The following is a 17,987-nucleotide window of genomic DNA, read 5'->3' as shown; positions in this document are numbered from 1 at the left end:
CCAGCACCAAATTGGCAAAAATGGGCCCCAGCCGTGGCGTGAACGTGCCGTCTTTAGGATGGTACACCATGGTCCCGATGACATCCGCTGGCAGCAGGTCCGGTGTGAATTGAATGCGCTGAAACTTGGCCTTCAATGTTCCCGACAGCGTGCGCACAGCCAGTGTCTTGGCAATGCCCGGCACACCTTCAAGCAGCACATGGCCGTTGGTCAGCAGCGCCACCAGCAGGCGGTCCACCAACGCGGTTTGGCCGATCAGCACGCGGGCGATTTCGGTTCGGAGCGGAGCCACCCAGAGAGAGGCTTTGGCGATGGCTTCCTGATCAGGAACTGCAGGGGGGGCGTCGGTGGCGGGCATGTGTGTAAGCGGTACTGGTCAACGGGGGCGTTCACCACGTCAACCTTCAAGGATCAATGTATTAACGCTTCGCAGTACGGTTTATGTTGCTGGAATTGTAAGACGTTTGGGCTTTCATGCCTGCGATGACCCTCCAAGATCTCCGCGAACAAGTCTGTGACGCCAATCGTGCCCTGGAACCCAGCGGCCTCGTACGCCTGACCTGGGGCAACGTCAGCGGCATTGACCGTGCCTCCGGTCTGTGGGCCATAAAGCCGAGCGGTGTGGATTATTTGGCACTCAAGCCTGCCGACATCGTTGTCCTCGACCTTGAGGGCCGGGTGGTGGAGGGCCAATTTAGGCCCTCGTCCGATACGAAGACGCACCTCGTGCTCTACCGTGAATTTCCCGAGATCGGCGGCATCACGCACACTCATAGCCTGCATGCCACCATGTTTGCGCAGGCCGGACGTGAAATTCCCTGCTTCGGCACCACGCACGCGGACCATTTTCACGGCACTGTTCCACTGGTCCGCGCGCTTACACCTGAAGAAGTGACCCAAGACTATGAACATTTCACCGGGGTCGCCATCGTCGAGCGCCTGCGCGAACTGAAGCTGAACCCACTCGAAATGCCAGCCGTCCTGCAGCTCCATCATGCGCCTTTCACGTTTGGCATAAACGCCATGGATTCACTGAAAAACAGCATCGCCCTCGAAATGTGCGCTCACATGGCTCTCGGTTCTGCCACCCTGAATCCCGCCATCGGGGCGATCCCCCATCACATCTTGGAAAAGCATCATTTGCGCAAACACGGGCCGGACGCGTATTACGGACAAAAATAATCACCCCCCCTTGACCGATGAAAACCTCCTTACCACTTCACGAACTTTGTTTTCAGCGCCTGTTTCTGCTGCCGGGCATGCTGGCTGCCCTCCTATTGACTGGGTGTTCCAGCGAAAAAAGAGACCGGCTCTGGCAGACTTTAGATCCAGCTGGTTACAAGCATGCCCATAGCGAAAGCTTCAACGGCTCCAGAGCCCTGCGCGCTCCAGAGTCCAGAAAGAATACGGAGACCGGTGATATACCTTTGGACCTCGATCAATAAGAACAGAGCCGGAAAGGTGCACCACTAAGCGGTTCACCACTATGAAATAAAGCATGGCTTAGTTGGGGGGCTTTGATCTGCCCCCTTATGTTTATGGGTGATCAATCCCATAGCGCCAGATTCGCCTCAATCTTCCCTCCCCCCTGACAAGGGGACGGGAGCAAATGGCTTTGGCGCTTCCACATTGAAAATCAGCACCATTGCCGGGGTCTGGCTCTTGGTGGTACTTTCCGGAAGCGTGCTGATGGCGCAGTATTCCCAGACCGCAGGCCCCGCCGGCTCCCCGCTGCCGCAATGGCCGGAAACCAGCCTTGCGCACCGTGCTCCTGGTCAGTCCAGTCTCGTGATGTTCCTGCACCCGCGCTGCCCTTGCTCGCGCGCGACCCTCGGCGAACTCGAGCTGCTCATGGCCCACTGCCAGGGTTTGTTCAGCGCGCAGGTGTGGTTCATACAGCCTGAGGGCATGACCGAAGACTGGGTGAAATCCGACCTATGGCGCACTGCCGCAGCCATACCGGGGGTGCAGGTGAATGTGGATTATAAGGGCGAAGAAGCCAGCCTCTTTCAGGCGGTCACCTCGGGTCAGACGCTGCTCTATGATGTCAGCGGCGGTCTGATGTTCCAAGGGGGGATCACCCTGGCTCGCGGCCATTCAGGGGACAATCCCGGACGTGATTTCATTGAAAGCTTATTGAACAAAAAGATCGCCCATGCCGCCAGCGCACCCGTTTTCGGCTGTGCTCTCGGATGGAAAAAAACCCAAAAGGAATGCACCGCATGTCAGCAGTAGTCACGAACATCCTGCCACAGGACAATCCATTGACACAAGCCCCCGCCTTGCTCAGCGGCACAGACATGGGACTGCGCCAGCAAACCGGGACGCTGGTGGGTGACTCGGGCACTCTCCCCGCAGTACCACCTGACTCGGCTCTGCAACAACGTGCGGCGGAGTTGTTTCGCGACGCAGAGAATGATTTGCATAGGCACACAGACCATTTGTTCGCCCGTCTGATGCTCGTCCAATGGCTGGCGGGCATCGCGGCCGCCTTGTGGATTTCTCCCCTGACCTGGATCGGCGACTCCAGCCAGGTGCACTTGCACGTCTGGGCTGCGGTTTTGCTCGGTGGCGCGATCACCGGCTTCCCGGTGTGGCTGGCATTGCAGCATCCCGGACAGGTCATGACCCGCCATGTCATTGCTGTTGCCCAAGTGCTGACCTCCGCGCTGCTGATCCACCTGACTGGCGGCCGCATCGAGACGCACTTCCATATTTTCGGTTCCCTGGCCTTTCTCGCCTTCTACCGCGACTGGCGTGTGCTGGTGACAGCCACGGTGGTGGTGGCGGCAGATCACCTGCTCCGCGGCCTGTTCTGGCCGCAGTCCGTATTCGGGGTGCTGACTACCAGCTCCTGGCGCTGGGTGGAGCACGCCGGCTGGGTGCTTTTTGAAGATGCCATTCTCTTCGTCGCCATTCGCCGGATGCTGCAGGAAATGTCTGAGATCTCGCTGCGCCGTGCCACTCTCGAAGGCAGCAATTTGGAAATCGAACGGCAGGTGGTGGAGCGCACAGCGGAACTGAGCAAGACTCAGGCGGAGCTGCTCGAAACCTCCCGCCTTGCAGGCATGGCCGAGGTAGCCACCAGCGTGCTGCACAATGTCGGCAACGTGCTCAATAGCGTCGGCGTCTCGGCTGAGCTTGCGACCAGCAAAGTGCGCGAATTCAGGATCGGCAGCCTTAAAAACGTGGCGGATATGCTCCAGCAGCACTCAGAGGATCTACCTGCTTTCCTCACCACAGACCCGCGCGGGAAGATGCTGCCAGACTACCTGCTCAAGCTGGCGGTGCATCTGGCGGAGCCGCAGCAGGCCATTTTGGAGGAGATGCAAATGCTGCAAAAAAACATCGACCACATCAAGGAGATCGTGGCGATGCAGCAGAGCTACGCACGTGGCACCGGAGTGGTGGAGTCTCTCTCAGTGGAGGATCTGGTCGAGGACAGCATCCGCATCAACGCCGCCAGCTTTAGCCGCCACGATGTCAATGTGACGCGTGAAATCGCCCCCGTGCCGCCATTGAAAACGGACCGGCATAAGGTGATGCAGATTCTGGTGAATCTCCTCAGCAATGCCAAGCATGCGCTGGACAACTGTGAGGGCGACCGGCTCATGTCCGTTCGTGTAGCACAAAACCAAGAGGGGTTCTTGGAGATCATCGTGATGGACAATGGCGTCGGCATTCCTGCGCAAAACATCACCCGGATTTTCTCCCACGGGTTCACCACCAAAAAACAGGGCCACGGCTTCGGCCTGCACAGCGGAGCGCTGGCCGCCAAGGAACTCGGCGGAACTTTGAAGGCGCACAGTGATGGCCCTGGCCTGGGCGCGACCTTCACGCTCACGCTGCCTTTGGAGAATTAATCCAGCTTTGATGCATCCAACCATGCCACACACCTCCATGACTGCCTCCAACCGGCGCATTCTCGTCATCGACGACAATCGCTCGATCCATGCTGACTTTCGTAAAATCCTCGCTCCTTCCAATGCCGCAGGCAACGATCTCGAGGCTGCCGAAGCGGCGCTATTTGGTACAGTAAAGCAGGTGCAGACCTTCACCGTTGACACTGCATCTCAGGGGGAGGAAGGCCTGCAAATGGTCAAACTCGCCCTAGAAGAAGGGCGACCTTATGCCATGGCCTTTGTCGATGTCCGCATGCCTCCGGGTTGGGACGGCATCGAGACCACGCGGCAGATCTGGCAGGTCTGCCCGGACATGCAGATCGTCATCTGCACCGCCTATGCGGACTGCAACTGGAGCGATGTGCAGGAGCAGATCAAGCCGCGTGACCGCATGCTCATTCTGAAGAAGCCCTTCGACATCATCGAAGTCCTGCAACTGGCCATTTCACTCACGGAAAAGTCGCGCCTGCTGCAAGAGTCCAAATCACATCTACGAGACCTCGAACAGCGGGTGAAGCAGCGCACCCAGGAGCTGGAGGCATCCCAGATGGTCGCACACGAAAAAGCATCACTGCTGGATCTGTCCCGCGACGTCATCCTGGTCTGCGGGCTCGATCACCACGTCACCTACTGGAACAAGAGCGCTGAACGGCTCTATGGCTGGACGTCAGCGGAGGCCGTAGGCCGTCTGGTATCAGATAACATCAAAGACAAAAGCCCCGAATTTTTCCAGCAGGCCTATGACAAAGTCCTGCAAACCGGGGAATGGGACGGGGAATTGCAGCAGGTGGGCAAAGACGGCCGCAATCTCGTCGTGGAGGGACGGTGGACCCTGCTACGTGATGCCGCAGGCCAGCCCCGCAGCATTTTGGTGGTCAACACCGACATCACCGAGCGCAAAAAATTCGAAGATCAGATGCTACGCGCTCAGCGCATGGAGAGCCTTGGCACTCTCGCCGGCGGCATCGCGCATGATCTTAACAATGCGCTGACTCCCATCATGATGTCTATCGAACTGCTGAAACTCCACGAGCAGGATGCGATGCGGATGGGGGTGCTGGCCACCATCGAAAACAGTGCCAGGCGCGGGGCGGAAATGGTGCGCCAGGTGCTTTCCTTCTCGCGCGGGGTTGAGGGGCAGCGCGTGGAGGTGCAGGCCGGTCATCTGCTCAAAGGAATTGAAAAGATCGCCAATGAAACTTTCCTCAAGAACATTCGCGTCAGCAGCGACATCCCGGCAAATCTATGGATCGTTCAGGGAGATCCTACGCAGATACATCAGATGCTGCTCAATATGTGTGTCAACGCACGCGATGCCATGCCCAACGGCGGCACTTTGAACCTCAGTGCCAGCAATCAACTGGTGGATGAGCAATGCGCAACCATGATGCCCGGAGCAAAGTCCGGGCCGTATCTCCTCGTCGAACTGGAAGACACCGGGACAGGCATGCCGCCGGAGGTGATAGACCGCATTTTCGAACCGTTTTTTACGACCAAGGATCTTGGCAAAGGCACCGGGCTGGGGTTGTCCTCCTCGCTGGCCATCATCAAAAGTCATAAAGGCTTCATCCGTGCTACCAGTGAAATGGACAAGGGTTCCAAATTCCAGGTATATCTGCCTGCGCAGATGGCAGAAGGTGTGAGCATACCGGCTCCTGTTGAGACTGAGTTGCCCCGTGGCAATGGCGAACTCGTTCTCCTGATTGATGACGAGGAACCCGTTCGGCATATCACCGGGCAGACCTTGGAATCATTTGGCTACCGCGTGCTGCCTGCTGCTGACGGTGTCGAGGCATCCTCCTTGTATGCCGCTCACAAGGAGAAAATTTCGGTGGTGCTCACTGACATGATGATGCCAGTCATGGACGGCCCGGCGACGATCCAAGTGCTGATGCGCATGGATCCCAAAGTCCGCATCATCGCCGCCAGCGGCCTGAGCGTGAAAGACATGGTGCTCAAGGCCACAAGCGCTGGTGTCAAAAACTTCATCCCTAAACCCTACACGGCGGAAACTTTGCTGAGAATGATTCACGCCGTTCTTAACATTCAGCCTGTTGCCTCCCCGTAGGCGTATTAAGCGTAAAAATTCACCCAGCGAAAGATCGCGGTTCCCTCCCCCCCATTTATACGACCCTAGTTTGAAGCATGACGGAAGCTCCTATCAACATTCCCGCCTTGTTTTCCGAGTGCACCATGGCACAGGGGGCTGATCTGACATCACGGGAGGCAGCGCCAGCAGGTCCTCTCTGGAAAAGGTGTTTCATCCTCCTGCTTTTGTCATTTCTATTCGTCTCCCTGGATGTGTCGGGGCAGGAGTCAGCGATCCCGCATACCATCAGCGTGGTGACGGATGACAATCTTCCTCCCTATGTTTTCAGAAACAATGAGGGGGAATTGCAGGGCATTATCATTGATCAATGGCGTGCCTGGGAAAAACGAACCGGAGTCACCGCTGAAATTCATGGCATGGACTGGAATGATGCCGTGCGCCGGATGAAAGCCGGTGAGTTTGATGTCATCGACGCGGTGTTTAAAACTCCGGAGCGCACGGCGTATCTGGATTTCGGTAAACCTTACGCGACCATCGAGGTCCCCATCTTCTTCCGCTCCTCAATCACTGGCATTAACAACCTGTCTTCTCTGCACGGATTTCCAGTCGCCGCCAGGTTGGGAGACTCCTCAGTCAAGCTTTTGCAGGAAAATGCCATTACCCCCATGATGTTGTACAACAATTATGAGGCCATCATCACTGCGGCTGGTGAGAGCAAGGTGAACGTCTTCGTCATGGCAAAACCGCCGGCTCAATATTTCCTGCAAAAAATGGGCATTAAGGCGGAGTTCAGGATGTCCGACCCCATTAACATTGGGGAGTTTCATCGTGCGGTTCACAAAGGCAGAGTGCAACTGCTGCAACTCGTTGAACAAGGGTTCGAGCACGTGGGGGGGCATGAGGAATCCAGAATCAAACAAAAATGGTTTGGGCAGACCTTGGATGAACACCCTTATCTCCGCAGCCTGGGTTACGCAGCCCTCGCGGGAGTCTCACTGGTGATGCTGTTGCTTAGCTTGAACTGGATCTTGGCGGGCCAGATCCGGATGCGCACTCGCGCGTTGCGGGAGCGTGAGGAGCAACTGAGCCTTTGTTTCAATCACAGTCCCGCGGCCATCGCCATGCTGGATCATGACATGAGATATCTGGTGGTCAGTCCGCGCTGGCTGAAAGACTATCGCCTGGGTGAACAGAATATCGTCGGGCGCAGTCATTACGCAGTATTTCCTGAAATGCCGCCTGACTGGATCGAAATCCATCGGCGCTGCCTGGCGGGTTCGGTCGAAAAGAATGAGGACGAAAAGTTCGTCCGTTCGGATGGCTCCATCGACTGGATCCGCTGGGAAATCCGGCCATGGCACCATGCAGACGGTGCGATCGGCGGCATCATCATCTTTTCCGAAGACATCACCGCGCGGAAGCTGGCCGAACTGGCCCTGCAAACGAGCGAGTCCGAGTTCCGCACCCTCATTGAATCAGCCTCTGACGGCATTCTTGTTGCCGATACTGCCGGGCGTCTGCTTGAAGCCAACGTGGCAGCCTGCAAGATGCTGGGCCACACCCGTGAAGAACTTGGGCGGATGGGTTTCGTCGATATCGTTGCCTCCGGTGAAATGGTGCGGATTTTGCCAGAACTGACTCGGTTGAACCAAGGCGAAGTGTTGCGTAGCGAATGGGTGTGCCGCCGCGAAGACGGCACCCTGTTTCCCGCGGAAGTAGGGTCCACCCTTCTTCCTGACGGACGTCTGCAGTGCATCATGCGTGACATCACCAGGCGCAAGATGGACGAAGATAAAATCCGCGAGCAGGCCTCCCTCTTGGACAAGGCGCGTGACGCCATCATCGTTTGCGGTCCAGAAGACCACCACATCCTTTATTGGAATCGCAGTGCGGAGCGGCTTTATGGCTGGCAGGCTGGCGAGGTGCTGAATCTTTCTCAGGTGGAGCTCCTCAATCGTGATTCGGTGCAGTTTTTTTCCGTGATGAAAACCGTCAAAGAACAGGGCGAGTGGGCGGGTGAAATGCAGCAGTTCGACAAGGAAGGACGGCTCGTCATCGTGGAATCGCGCTGGACTCTGATCAAAGATGCCCAAGGTCGTCCACAGTCGATCCTTTCCATCAATACCGACATCACCGAACGCAAGAAGCTGGAGCAGCAGTTTTTACGGGCGCAGCGCATGGAAAGCATCGGGACGCTTGCGGGCGGCATTGCACATGATCTCAATAACGTGCTGGCACCGATCATGATGGCCATCGAGCTCCTAAAGCTGCAGGAAAGCAGTGCGCAAAAGCTGGATATTCTCTCCACCATCGAAGGCAGCGCCACACGTGGGGCGGATCTCGTGAAGCAAGTTCTCTCGTTTGCCCGGGGCGTGGAAGGACGGCAGCTGGCGGTGCAGGTCGGGCACCTGCTCAAGGAGATCGAAAAAATCGTCAACGAGACCTTTTTGAAAGGCATCCAGGTTTGCTGTGAAATTTCATCGCCCTTGTGGGTCGTGCAGGGGGATCCCACTCAGATTCATCAAGTGCTGCTCAATCTGAGTGTGAATGCACGTGATGCTATGCCCAACGGCGGCCAGTTGAAACTGTCCGCCACGAACCTGCTCATGGATGGACAATGCGCATCAATGATTCCGGGCGCGAAGCCTGGGCAGTACCTCCATCTTCAGGTGGCGGACAATGGCACGGGCATGTCATCCGAGGTGATCGAACGCATGTTCGAACCTTTTTTCACCACGAAGGAATTGGGAAAAGGCACGGGGCTTGGACTGTCGTCAGTCATGGCCATCGTCAAAAGCCATCATGGCTTCCTTCGTGTGGAGAGCGAACTTGGGGCTGGCACCACGTTTCACATCTACCTGCCGGCTCACATGTCCGAGCATGAGGAGGTTGACGCTGCGATCCCTGGCGACCTCCCCCGTGGTGCCGGCGAACTGATTCTGGTGGTTGATGATGAGGCCGCCGTGCAGCAGATCACCAAGCAAACCCTGGAAACCTTTGGGTATCGCGTTCTGCTGGCTGCAGATGGTGCCGAGGCCGTCTCCCTTTATTCTCAGTATCGTTCCGAAGTGGCTCTAGTGCTCACTGACATGATGATGCCGGTTATGGACGGTCCGGCGACGATTCAGGTGCTCATGCGGATGAATCCGGAAATTTGCATCATCGCTGCCAGTGGAATGAATGCTGCAGGCATGGAAGAAAAAGCCGCCAATACAGGCGTTAAAAATTTCCTTCCGAAGCCTTACACGGCGGAAACCTTGCTTAAGACGCTCGATGCCGTGCTGCATGCCGGAGCCGATGTTCAGCAGTAATAATAAAAGCGCCTAAAATCTTTATCGCTTTGATGCTCAAAGAATTAGACGCCGTGGGCTGGATGAGGTAATTTATGACCATGAACTTTTACACGCTCTGACATAGGTGCATGTTGAGAACTTCCTCCATTGCAGTCAATCAAGGAGGGGCTTGTGCGTTAGGACAAGCAAACTGGCTGACCCCTGGAAGCAAAATTTGGAAAACATGGTTTTGCGGGTGGTCGTGCAGTCGGGTCAGCAAAAATGCCACCAAAGGCAAATCCCGCTTGTTCCTTTTTTGCGGACTCATCGCCTGCTTGTGTCCCGCGGCCTCGGGGCAGCAGGCCAAGCCACCGCGCACAATAAGTGTGGTGACTGACGACAATTACCCCCCCTATGTCTTTAGAGACCGCGCCGGGACTGTGCAGGGAATCACTATCGATCAATGGCGCGCTTGGGAAAAAATGACGGGGGTAACCGCCGAAATTCATGCCATGGACTGGGGCGAGGCCGTGAAGCGGATGAAGGCAGGTGAGTTTGATGTGATTGACACGGTTTTCGAAACCGTAGAACGCTCTGTCTATCTGGACTTTTCGCGGCCTTACGCCACCCTCCAAGTCCCCATCTTTTTTCGCGAATCGATTTCAGGCATCAATGATGTAGCTTCCCTGAAGGGTTTCCCTGTGGCCGTCAAAGCGGGGGATGCGGTCGAACAGCAGCTTCGGGACAATGGCATTGGTCCCTTGCTGCTATACAAAAACTATGAAGCCATCATCACTGCTGCCAATGAGCGCAAAGTGAATGTCTTTGTCGTGGACAAGCCCCCGGCGCTTTACTTCCTCCATAAGCAGGGCTTGGAGGCAGAGTTTAGGATGACGAAGCCTATCAACGTCGGGAAGTTTCACCGTGCGGTTCGCAAAGGGAATGCCAGCCTGTTGCTGTTGATTGAGAAAGGGTTCGCCGATGTGGGAAAGGAGGAGTTTACCCGGATCGATAAGAAATGGTTTGGGCAGAAATTGAGCAGCACCCGCTATCTGAGCTATCTCGGTTACGGTGCACTCGGCAGCGCGACGCTGCTGGCACTGCTCGTCGGCTGGAACTGGTTTCTGACCAAGCAGGTAAAAAAGCGCACCCAGACCTTGCGGGAGCGTGAGGAGCAGTTGCGGCTGTACACACTGCACAATCCTGCGGCTATTGCCATGCTGGATCGTGACATGAAGTATCTGGTCGTCAGCCGCCGCTGGATGGTAGACTACCGTCTGGGGGATCAGTCCATTATCGGACGCAGCCATTACGAGGTCTTTCCTGAATCTCCGTCACACTGGTTGGCAATCCATCAGCGCTGTTTGAAGGGCGAAGCCGAAAAGTGCGAGGAGGAAGCCTTTCTCCGAGAGGATGGCAGGACAGACTGGATTCGCTGGGAGATCCAGCCATGGCGTCAGGCGGATGATTCGATCGGCGGCATCATCATGTTCACCGAAGACATTACCGCACGCAAGAAGGCCTCGGAGATGCTTCGTGAAGGCGAAACGCGTCTGATCAAAGCGTTTCGCCGCAGCCCGGTCGCTTTGACCATTGTTCGCATGCGTGATCAACAAATCATCGAGGTCAATGACGCCTTCTCCAGCCTCCTAGGGTGGACCCGCGAGGAGGCGGTGGATCGCTCCATGATTGATCTCGCTGTCTTTGATAAAACCGTGACCGCATTGCTTCGCAAAGCTCTGAATAAAGACCGTTCGATTCACGATATGGAACTCATGCTGCACGCGCGGGATGGCGAAGTCCTTCATGTCATCGCCAGCATGGAGACCATCGAGTTCCACAGCGAGCCGCATGTAGTGGCGACTTTGGTGGACATCACCGCTCGTAAACGCACAGCGGCGGCTCTGTCTCAGTTGAGCGCCGATCTCGGGCTCGCTCAAGCAATCAGCCACATTGGCAGCTGGGAATATTCGGAAACCGGCGGCTTCATCCACTGGTCCGACGAACTCTACCTCATTTTTGGTCTGCAGCCGCAATCGGTCAGGATCACGTACGACAAGCTGCGGGAGATGGTCCATCCCGACGACCGCGTCCGACACGACTCTTACCATGCGCAACTGACTGCCGCACGTCCCGGTGCCGTCATTCCGCCATTCGAATACCGTGCCGTGCGTGCGGACGGGCGCATTGCGCAGGTCCTGGTGAATGTAGAGACACGCTTTGATGATCAGGGCAAATCCACCGGCTACTTTGGCACGGCTCAAGACATCACCGAACGCAAACGCGCTGAGGACGCGCTGCGCGAGAGCGAAGCCACCTTTGCTGCGGCCTTTGAGAATGCCCCCATCGGCAAGGCTCTCGTCGCCCCGGACGGCCGCTTCCTGCGTGTTAACCGCTTGATGTGTGAAATCGTCGGCTACACCGAGTCCGAACTGCTTGCTGCCACCTTTCAGGACATCACTCACCCGGACGATCTCGATCTTGATCTCGCCAATGTGCAGAAAATGCTCCGCCACGAAATCAAAACATTTCAGATGGAGAAGCGCTATCTTCATCGGCAGGGCGGTGTCGTGTGGGTGCTTCTCAGCGTTTCGATGGTGAATGACAAACTGGGGACCCCCGCCTTTTTTGTCTCCCAGATGCAGGACATCACCGGCCGTAAAAAAGCGGAGCAGCGCATCCAGCAGCTCAATCGTCTCTATGCAGTGCTCAGCGGCATCAATGAGACCATTGTGCGTGAGAAGAATCCGCAGGCGATGCTGACAACCGCCTGCCGGACAGCGGTTGAAAAAGGCCTCTTTGGCATGGCTTGGATTGGCCTGCTAAGTGATGACTCCGGCCTGCTGGAAATCGCCGCGCACTATGGCGCCACAGAGGATACCTTGGGCAGGCTTGAGGCCATCTTCAGCGGATCGCTCCCCGGCTTGGAATGTACCATGACTACGCGTGCGCTGCACTCCGCTGAACACTCGGTGTGCAATGACATCGAGCATGATCCCGAGGCCGCATGCTGGCGTGCGGAAGCTTTGTGCCGGGGGTATCGTTCAATGGCTTCGCTGCCGTTGAAAGCAGCGGGCAAAACCATCGGCGTGTTCAACTTGTACGCCAACACTGCCGATTTTTTTGACGCAGATGAGCTGGCTTTGCTGGATGATCTCGCTGCGGATATTGGGTTCGCACTCGACATCCGCCGGCGTGAAGCGGAGCTGCTCGAAGCCGACAAGCGGTTCATCATGCAGCGCACCACCTTGATCGACCTGACACGTCACTGGGGCGGGGAGGGTGAGGATGCCTCGCTGCTGCTGCAAAAAATCGCCGAGGGCGCCGCCCAGACCCTGAACGTTTCCCGCGTCAGCATCTGGCGTTACAACAGTGACCGCTCCGTCCTCAACTGTGTGGATCTCTTCGAGTGGGAGGAGGGGCGGCATTCATCCGGCATGGAGCTTTCCGCCTCCACCTATCCGGCCTACTTTCGTGCACTGCTAGAGCTGGAGATGATCATTGCCGATGACGCCGCCACCGATCCGAGCACCTGCGAGTTTGCCGCAAGCTACCTGCTTGCCCATGCCACCCGGTCCATACTGGATGTGCCCATCATTGTTGGCGGCGTTCGCACCGGCGTTCTCTGTCTTGAGCATAGTCGCACGCTCCGGGCATGGACTGCGGATGAGAAGACCTTCGCCTTGGCGATGTCCAATCTCGTTTCACTGGCACTGGAAGGAACGGAGCGTAGGCAGGCGGAGACTTCTCTGCGCGAGAGCGAGAAGCGCTTCCGTCAGTTTGCAGAAACCATCGAGGAAGTCTTCTGGATGACGGACCCAGAGGGCCGCGAAATCATCTACGTCAGTCCCGCATACGAAAAAATCTGGCACCGCAGCTGCGCCAGTCTATATGCAGACCCGCTCACCTGGCTGGAGGCGGTGCATCCTGATGACCGGGAGCGCTTGACTCTGATCACTGCAGCCAAGCGCAAGCGGGGTGAATATGACGAGCGTTACCGCATTCTGCGTCCTGACGGCACTGTGCGGTGGATTCATGACCGCGCCTTTCCCGTGCGCGACTCACACGGCACCGTGCTGCGCATCGTCGGCACGGCGGAGGACATCACCGAGAGCAAACAGGTCGAGGCCCAGCTTCTGCGTTCTCAGCGCATGGAGAGCATCGGCACGCTGGCGGGTGGCATCGCGCACGATCTTAATAACGTGCTGGCTCCTATCATGATGTCCATCGAACTGCTCAAACTGCGGGAAAAGGATGCACTGCGCTTGGACATTCTGTCCACCATCGAAGGAAGCGCAAAACGCGGGGCGGACATGGTGCAGCAGGTGCTCTCGTTTGCCCGAGGTGTTGAAGGGCGGCAGGTGGCAGTGCAGGTGGGCCAGCTGCTCAAAGAGATCGAAAAGATCGCCAATGAAACTTTCCTGAAGAGCATTCAGGTGCGGTGCAATCTCCAGGCAGGTCTATGGGGCGTGCAGGGAGACCCGACGCAGTTGCATCAGGTCTTGCTCAATCTCTGCGTCAATGCCCGTGACGCCATGCCCCATGGTGGCATTCTAAAGCTCGCCGCCCGGAACGTGATGCTTGATGAGGGCTGCACAACAATCAGTGCCGAGGCCAGGCCCGGATCTCATGTCCTCATCGAGGTCGAAGACAATGGCGCCGGGATGCCACCTGAAGTGCAGGAACGCATCTTTGAGCCGTTTTTTACCACGAAGGAGCTTGGCAAAGGCACCGGACTGGGACTTTCCACCACGCTCGCCATCATCAAAGGCCATCACGGTTTCATGCGTGTAAACAGTGAGCTGGGCAACGGCACCCAGTTTCAGCTTTACCTGCCCGCGGTCGGCCCTCCGAGCGCCCAGGCCGTACCGGCTCCCGAAGTCGTGCTGCCGCGTGGAAAGGGTGAACTGGTGCTGGTGGTGGATGATGAAATCACGGTCAGGCAGATCATCAAGCAGACCCTCGAAGCCTTCGACTACCGTGTCATGCTCGCAGCAGATGGCATTGAGGCCTCAACCTTGTTTACCGCCCACCACAAAGAAATAGCTGCCGTAATCACTGACATGATGATGCCCGTCATGGACGGTCTGGCGACGATTCAGGTGCTCATGCGCATCAATCCGCAGGTGCGCATCATCGCCGCCAGCGGTCTGGGCGTAAAAGAAATGGTGGCCAAGGCCATGGGGGCCGGCGTAAAACACTTCATCCCGAAACCCTACTCTGCCGAAACTCTGCTGCAGACTCTTGCCGAGCTATTGCGGGCCTGAGCCAGTTTACTTCTGTTTCGGTTCGTAGCCCGGCAGCGGCTTCCCATTTTCGTCCAGCTTGCCGCAGGCCCATAGCAGGCCGCGTGCGACGAGGTCGAGATACACGGGCGACTGCATCGTTTCATTGCCATGGCCCAGCGTGGTGCCGAAGACCTTGGCTTTGCCGTATTCATTCACCCAGACCACATTGTGGTCCATCTTCGTGTCTTCACCATAGGCCTTGGCCAGCGGAACGAAGTGCTCCCAGAGTTTTTCGTTTTTGTAGAGTTCATCTTTGGCGTTGAGCCATTCCGCTGGGAAGCCTTTCATGACCGGGTGCCCTTCGGCGATGTTCTTCACCTTCAAATCGCGGTTCTTCTCGTGGCTCATCGAGGTCTGGCCCACGCACTTGCGCCATTCATCCGTCTTGGCCGTGCGGTAGCTGTGGGTGGAGCAGTGCAGCATCACTGCCGGCACACCGTCGTGGTGCGCCTTGGCGATGCGTTCCACAAACGCCACGTCCTCGACTCCGCCAAAGCACTCGTTGTGCAGGATCACGTCATAGCCTTCGGCCCAGTTGTCCTTTTCATAGATCGAGATCTTGTGGCTCTTGTCCTTTTTACCTTCCGGCCCTTCTTCGTGCACGATGGTGAACTCCACATTCGCCCGGGCGCTGAGGCCTTCGCTCAGGATGAGCTTCTGGTTTTCGTAGTCATGACAGCAGCCGCCCGTGACCATCAGAACCTTGAGCGGTTTCACCTCCTCTTTTGGGGCGGCGACGGCAAGCAGACAGACGATGGAAAGCAGGGAGATGAGAAGGGGACGCATGACGGCGGATGAAGTTGAGAGCCCGAGTATGCGCGAAATGTAGGGTTTGTCTTTCATGATTCTCAACCGGGCGCGGTTCTTTAACTCGTCTCTTGCTTGGGCGATTTTGTAAAAGGCATGGTAAATATCTGGGATGCAAACCTTCGGTGGAACGCCCAATCCCCTCGGCGAATTTGAGTGGAGCACCGCCGAATCGTCGGCATAGAATCAGGCTCACATGAAAATCGTTCTTCTCGACGCCCACACCGCAAATCCTGGCGACCTCTCCTGGCAGCCCCTCGAAGCCATCGCCACCTGTGAGGTGCATCCACGCACGCCGCTGGATCAAACCGTCGCCCGCTGCACCGGTGCAGAGATCGTCATCACCAACAAAGCCCCGCTGACCCGCGAAATCATCGCAGCATTGCCCGATTTGAAATACATCGGAGTTACCGCCACTGGATTCAATATCGTCGATGTCGCCGCAGCCAAAGAACGCGGCATCGTCGTCACCAATGTCCCCGGCTACAGCACCCCCGCCGTCGCTCAGCACGTCATCGCCCTGCTGTTGGAAATGACCAACCATGTCGGCCACGCAGCAAAAAGCGTGGAAGAAGGCGGCTGGGTCAAGTGCCCCGACTTCTGCTACTACGATCACCCCATCATCGAGCTCTCCGGCCGCACCCTCGGCATCATCGGCTACGGCGAAATCGGCAGCGCCGTCGCACGCATCGCCGTCGCCTTCGGCATGAAGGTTCTCGCCTCCAAGCGCACCTGGAAGGAAGCACCGCCCGTCGGCGTCGAAGCCGCCGAAATCGACGACATCTTCCGCCAGTGCGACGTCATCAGCCTGCACTGCCCCCTGACCGACGCCACCAAGCACCTCGTCGGCGAACGCACCCTCGCCCTGATGAAGCCCGAAGCCATGATCATCAACACCGGCCGCGGCCCCCTCGTCGATGAACCCGCCCTCGCCCAAGCCCTCAACGAAAGCCGCATCGCCGCTGCCGGACTCGACGTCCTCTCCGCCGAACCCGCCCAAGCCGACAACCCCCTCCTCACCGCCAAAAACTGCCTCATCACTCCCCACGTCGCCTGGGCCAGCCGCGAATCCCGCGTCCGCCTCATCGACATGACCGCCGCCAACCTGAAAGCCTTCCTCGCAGGCAAGCCCGTAAATGTGGTGAACGGGTGAGGCTCAGTACGATGGACACTCCTGTCCGTCGATCAGTGCTCTCGCATGACCCCGATTGACGAAGAATCGACATCCTACAAAACAGCGAAGCCAGTCCGGCACGCTGCATTGCCGTGTGTCAAAGTTTGAAGCGTGAGTGCGCCTGATCCGGCGGACGAGTGGCTCGTCTCAGCCACAGGCCGGTGCTAGCCATCGGCTCATTCTACATTTCCAATCGCCGCACCGGTGGCAGTTTGCCAGCCGGTGCGGAACTCGATTGTGAAGTGGAACTCACAGCGCCGCAATAATCGCCTCGCCAATCTCCTTCGTGTTCACCTTCTTCGTGCCTTCGGCACCGCTGAAAATATCACCCGTGCGCAGACCGCTATCGATGACTTTCTTCACAGCGGACTCAATGCTCGCCGCTTCAGCTTCAAGCCCAAGCGCAAAGCGCAGCAGCAGCGCCACGGAAAGGATCTGCGCAATCGGATTCGCGATGCCCATGCCCGCGATGTCCGGGGCGGTGCCGCCGGAAGGCTCAAACAGGCCAAAATACAGTCCGTCGCCCTTCGGCTTGCCCAGGCTGGCGCTGGCCAGCATGCCCAGCGATCCGCAGATCATCGCCATTTCGTCGCTCAGGATGTCGCCAAACAGGTTTTCCGTGACGATCACGTCAAAGCTGCGCGGTGCCTTGATGAGCTGCATCGCGGCATTGTCCACATACAGGTGCGCCAGCGTTACATCGGGGTACTCCTTGGCGACCTCGACCATCGTTTCGCGCCACAGGACGGAATTGGTCAGCACGTTGGCCTTGTCCACGCTGGTGACGTGCTTGCGGCGCAGTTGCGCGGCTTTGAAGGCCACATGGGCGATGCGGACGATCTCGCTCTTCTTATAGACCATCGTGTCGATGACTTCGATGTCGCCATCCGGCAGGGTAGTGCGGCTCTTCGGCTGGCCAAAGTACATTCCACCCGTGAGTTCGCGCACGCAAAGCATCTCGAAGCCGCCTTCAACGAGGTCGGCGCGGATTGGCGAGGAGGACGTCAGGGCAGGGTAGCAGTTGCCGGGGCGTAGATTGGCAAACAGGCCAAAGTGCTTGCGCAGAGGCAGCAGCGCTCCGCGTTCAGGCTGCTCATTAGGCGGCAGTTTTTCCCATTTCGGGCCGCCGACGGAACCAAAAAGGATCGCATCACTGGCTTCGCAGGCGGCGATGGTTTCCGCAGGAAGTGCTTTGCCCACCGCATCAATCGCAGCACCACCGACAAGCTGGTGGTTGTATTCAAAGGTGAGGCTGGAACGGGCGGCGACGGCGTCGAGGACTTTGAGCGCCTCGGCCATGACTTCAGGGCCGATACCATCTCCGGGGAGGACTGCGAGTTTGAACGTGCGTGACATAGGTGGTGGGGAAGGGGGGGCTTTTAGTGGATGAGAATGCCGATGCTGGCAAGTGGCCACCCCTTCAACGAGCCAAATCACGTCCAGCCAGTCCAATTTCGATCATTCGCAGCATCCAGTACGCTCTGGTACAGAAGA

General features: G+C 57.5%; 11 protein-coding genes. 8 read left to right on the top strand and 3 right to left on the bottom strand.

Annotated features, from left to right (window positions below):
* Nucleotides 1-358 (bottom strand): AAA family ATPase (locus tag PSV43_RS11330; RefSeq protein ID WP_300196834.1); only part of this gene is annotated, 358 nt, incomplete at its 3' end.
* A 125-nt stretch (nt 359-483) separates the two neighbouring features.
* Between PSV43_RS11330 and araD the strand changes: the two genes are divergently transcribed.
* The 7 genes from araD (at nt 484) to PSV43_RS11295 (ending at nt 14,491) form a co-directional block, all read left to right on the top strand.
* On the top strand, nt 484-1,182 hold the full coding sequence (gene araD, locus PSV43_RS11325) for an L-ribulose-5-phosphate 4-epimerase AraD (protein WP_345784662.1): 699 nt from the start codon (nt 484-486) through the stop codon (nt 1,180-1,182).
* A 17-nt stretch (nt 1,183-1,199) separates the two neighbouring features.
* Nucleotides 1,200-1,445 carry a hypothetical protein gene (locus tag PSV43_RS11320; protein WP_300196830.1) on the top strand — a complete coding sequence of 82 codons (246 nt, stop codon included), beginning with the start codon at nt 1,200-1,202 and terminating at the stop codon, nt 1,443-1,445.
* Between the two features lie 184 nt (nt 1,446-1,629).
* Nucleotides 1,630-2,235, top strand: a complete 606-nt coding sequence (locus tag PSV43_RS11315) for a hypothetical protein (protein WP_300196828.1) — start codon at nt 1,630-1,632, stop codon at nt 2,233-2,235.
* Nucleotides 2,223-3,863 (top strand): ATP-binding protein, encoded by a 1,641-nt coding sequence (locus PSV43_RS11310; RefSeq protein WP_300196826.1) that lies wholly within the window; start codon nt 2,223-2,225, stop codon nt 3,861-3,863. Before PSV43_RS11315 ends, PSV43_RS11310 begins: the two co-directional genes overlap by 13 nt.
* A gap of 22 nt (nt 3,864-3,885) precedes the next feature.
* The gene (locus PSV43_RS11305; protein WP_300196824.1) at nt 3,886-5,970 is read left to right on the top strand and encodes a response regulator; all 2,085 of its coding nucleotides are present in this window, start codon (nt 3,886-3,888) and stop codon (nt 5,968-5,970) included.
* 77 nt (nt 5,971-6,047) lie between these two features.
* Nucleotides 6,048-9,263 carry a PAS domain S-box protein gene (locus PSV43_RS11300; protein ID WP_300196822.1) on the top strand — a complete coding sequence of 1,072 codons (3,216 nt, stop codon included), beginning with the start codon at nt 6,048-6,050 and terminating at the stop codon, nt 9,261-9,263.
* A 110-nt stretch (nt 9,264-9,373) separates the two neighbouring features.
* Nucleotides 9,374-14,491, top strand: coding sequence for a PAS domain S-box protein (locus tag PSV43_RS11295; RefSeq protein WP_300196820.1), 5,118 nt, complete (start codon nt 9,374-9,376; stop codon nt 14,489-14,491).
* A gap of 6 nt (nt 14,492-14,497) precedes the next feature.
* Here PSV43_RS11295 and PSV43_RS11290 read toward each other — a convergent pair whose 3' ends face one another.
* Entirely contained in the window at nt 14,498-15,298 is an 801-nt protein-coding gene (locus tag PSV43_RS11290; RefSeq protein ID WP_300196818.1) for a ThuA domain-containing protein, read from the bottom strand.
* Nucleotides 15,299-15,515: 217 nt separating this feature from the next.
* Between PSV43_RS11290 and PSV43_RS11285 the strand changes: the two genes are divergently transcribed.
* The gene (locus tag PSV43_RS11285; RefSeq protein WP_300196816.1) at nt 15,516-16,472 is read left to right on the top strand and encodes a D-2-hydroxyacid dehydrogenase; all 957 of its coding nucleotides are present in this window, start codon (nt 15,516-15,518) and stop codon (nt 16,470-16,472) included.
* Nucleotides 16,473-16,742: 270 nt separating this feature from the next.
* Here the strand turns inward: PSV43_RS11285 and leuB are convergent, their stop codons facing one another.
* Entirely contained in the window at nt 16,743-17,849 is a 1,107-nt protein-coding gene (leuB, locus tag PSV43_RS11280; protein WP_300196814.1) for a 3-isopropylmalate dehydrogenase, read from the bottom strand.
* Nucleotides 17,850-17,987: the final 138 nt, after the last annotated feature.

Origin of the sequence: Prosthecobacter sp. (genome assembly GCF_029946185.1) — a bacterium.
In the GTDB taxonomy this organism is placed as follows: domain Bacteria; phylum Verrucomicrobiota; class Verrucomicrobiia; order Verrucomicrobiales; family Verrucomicrobiaceae; genus Prosthecobacter.
The sequence above is the reverse complement of the archived record's forward strand: the minus strand, read 5'-3'. Positions and strand labels throughout refer to the sequence as shown.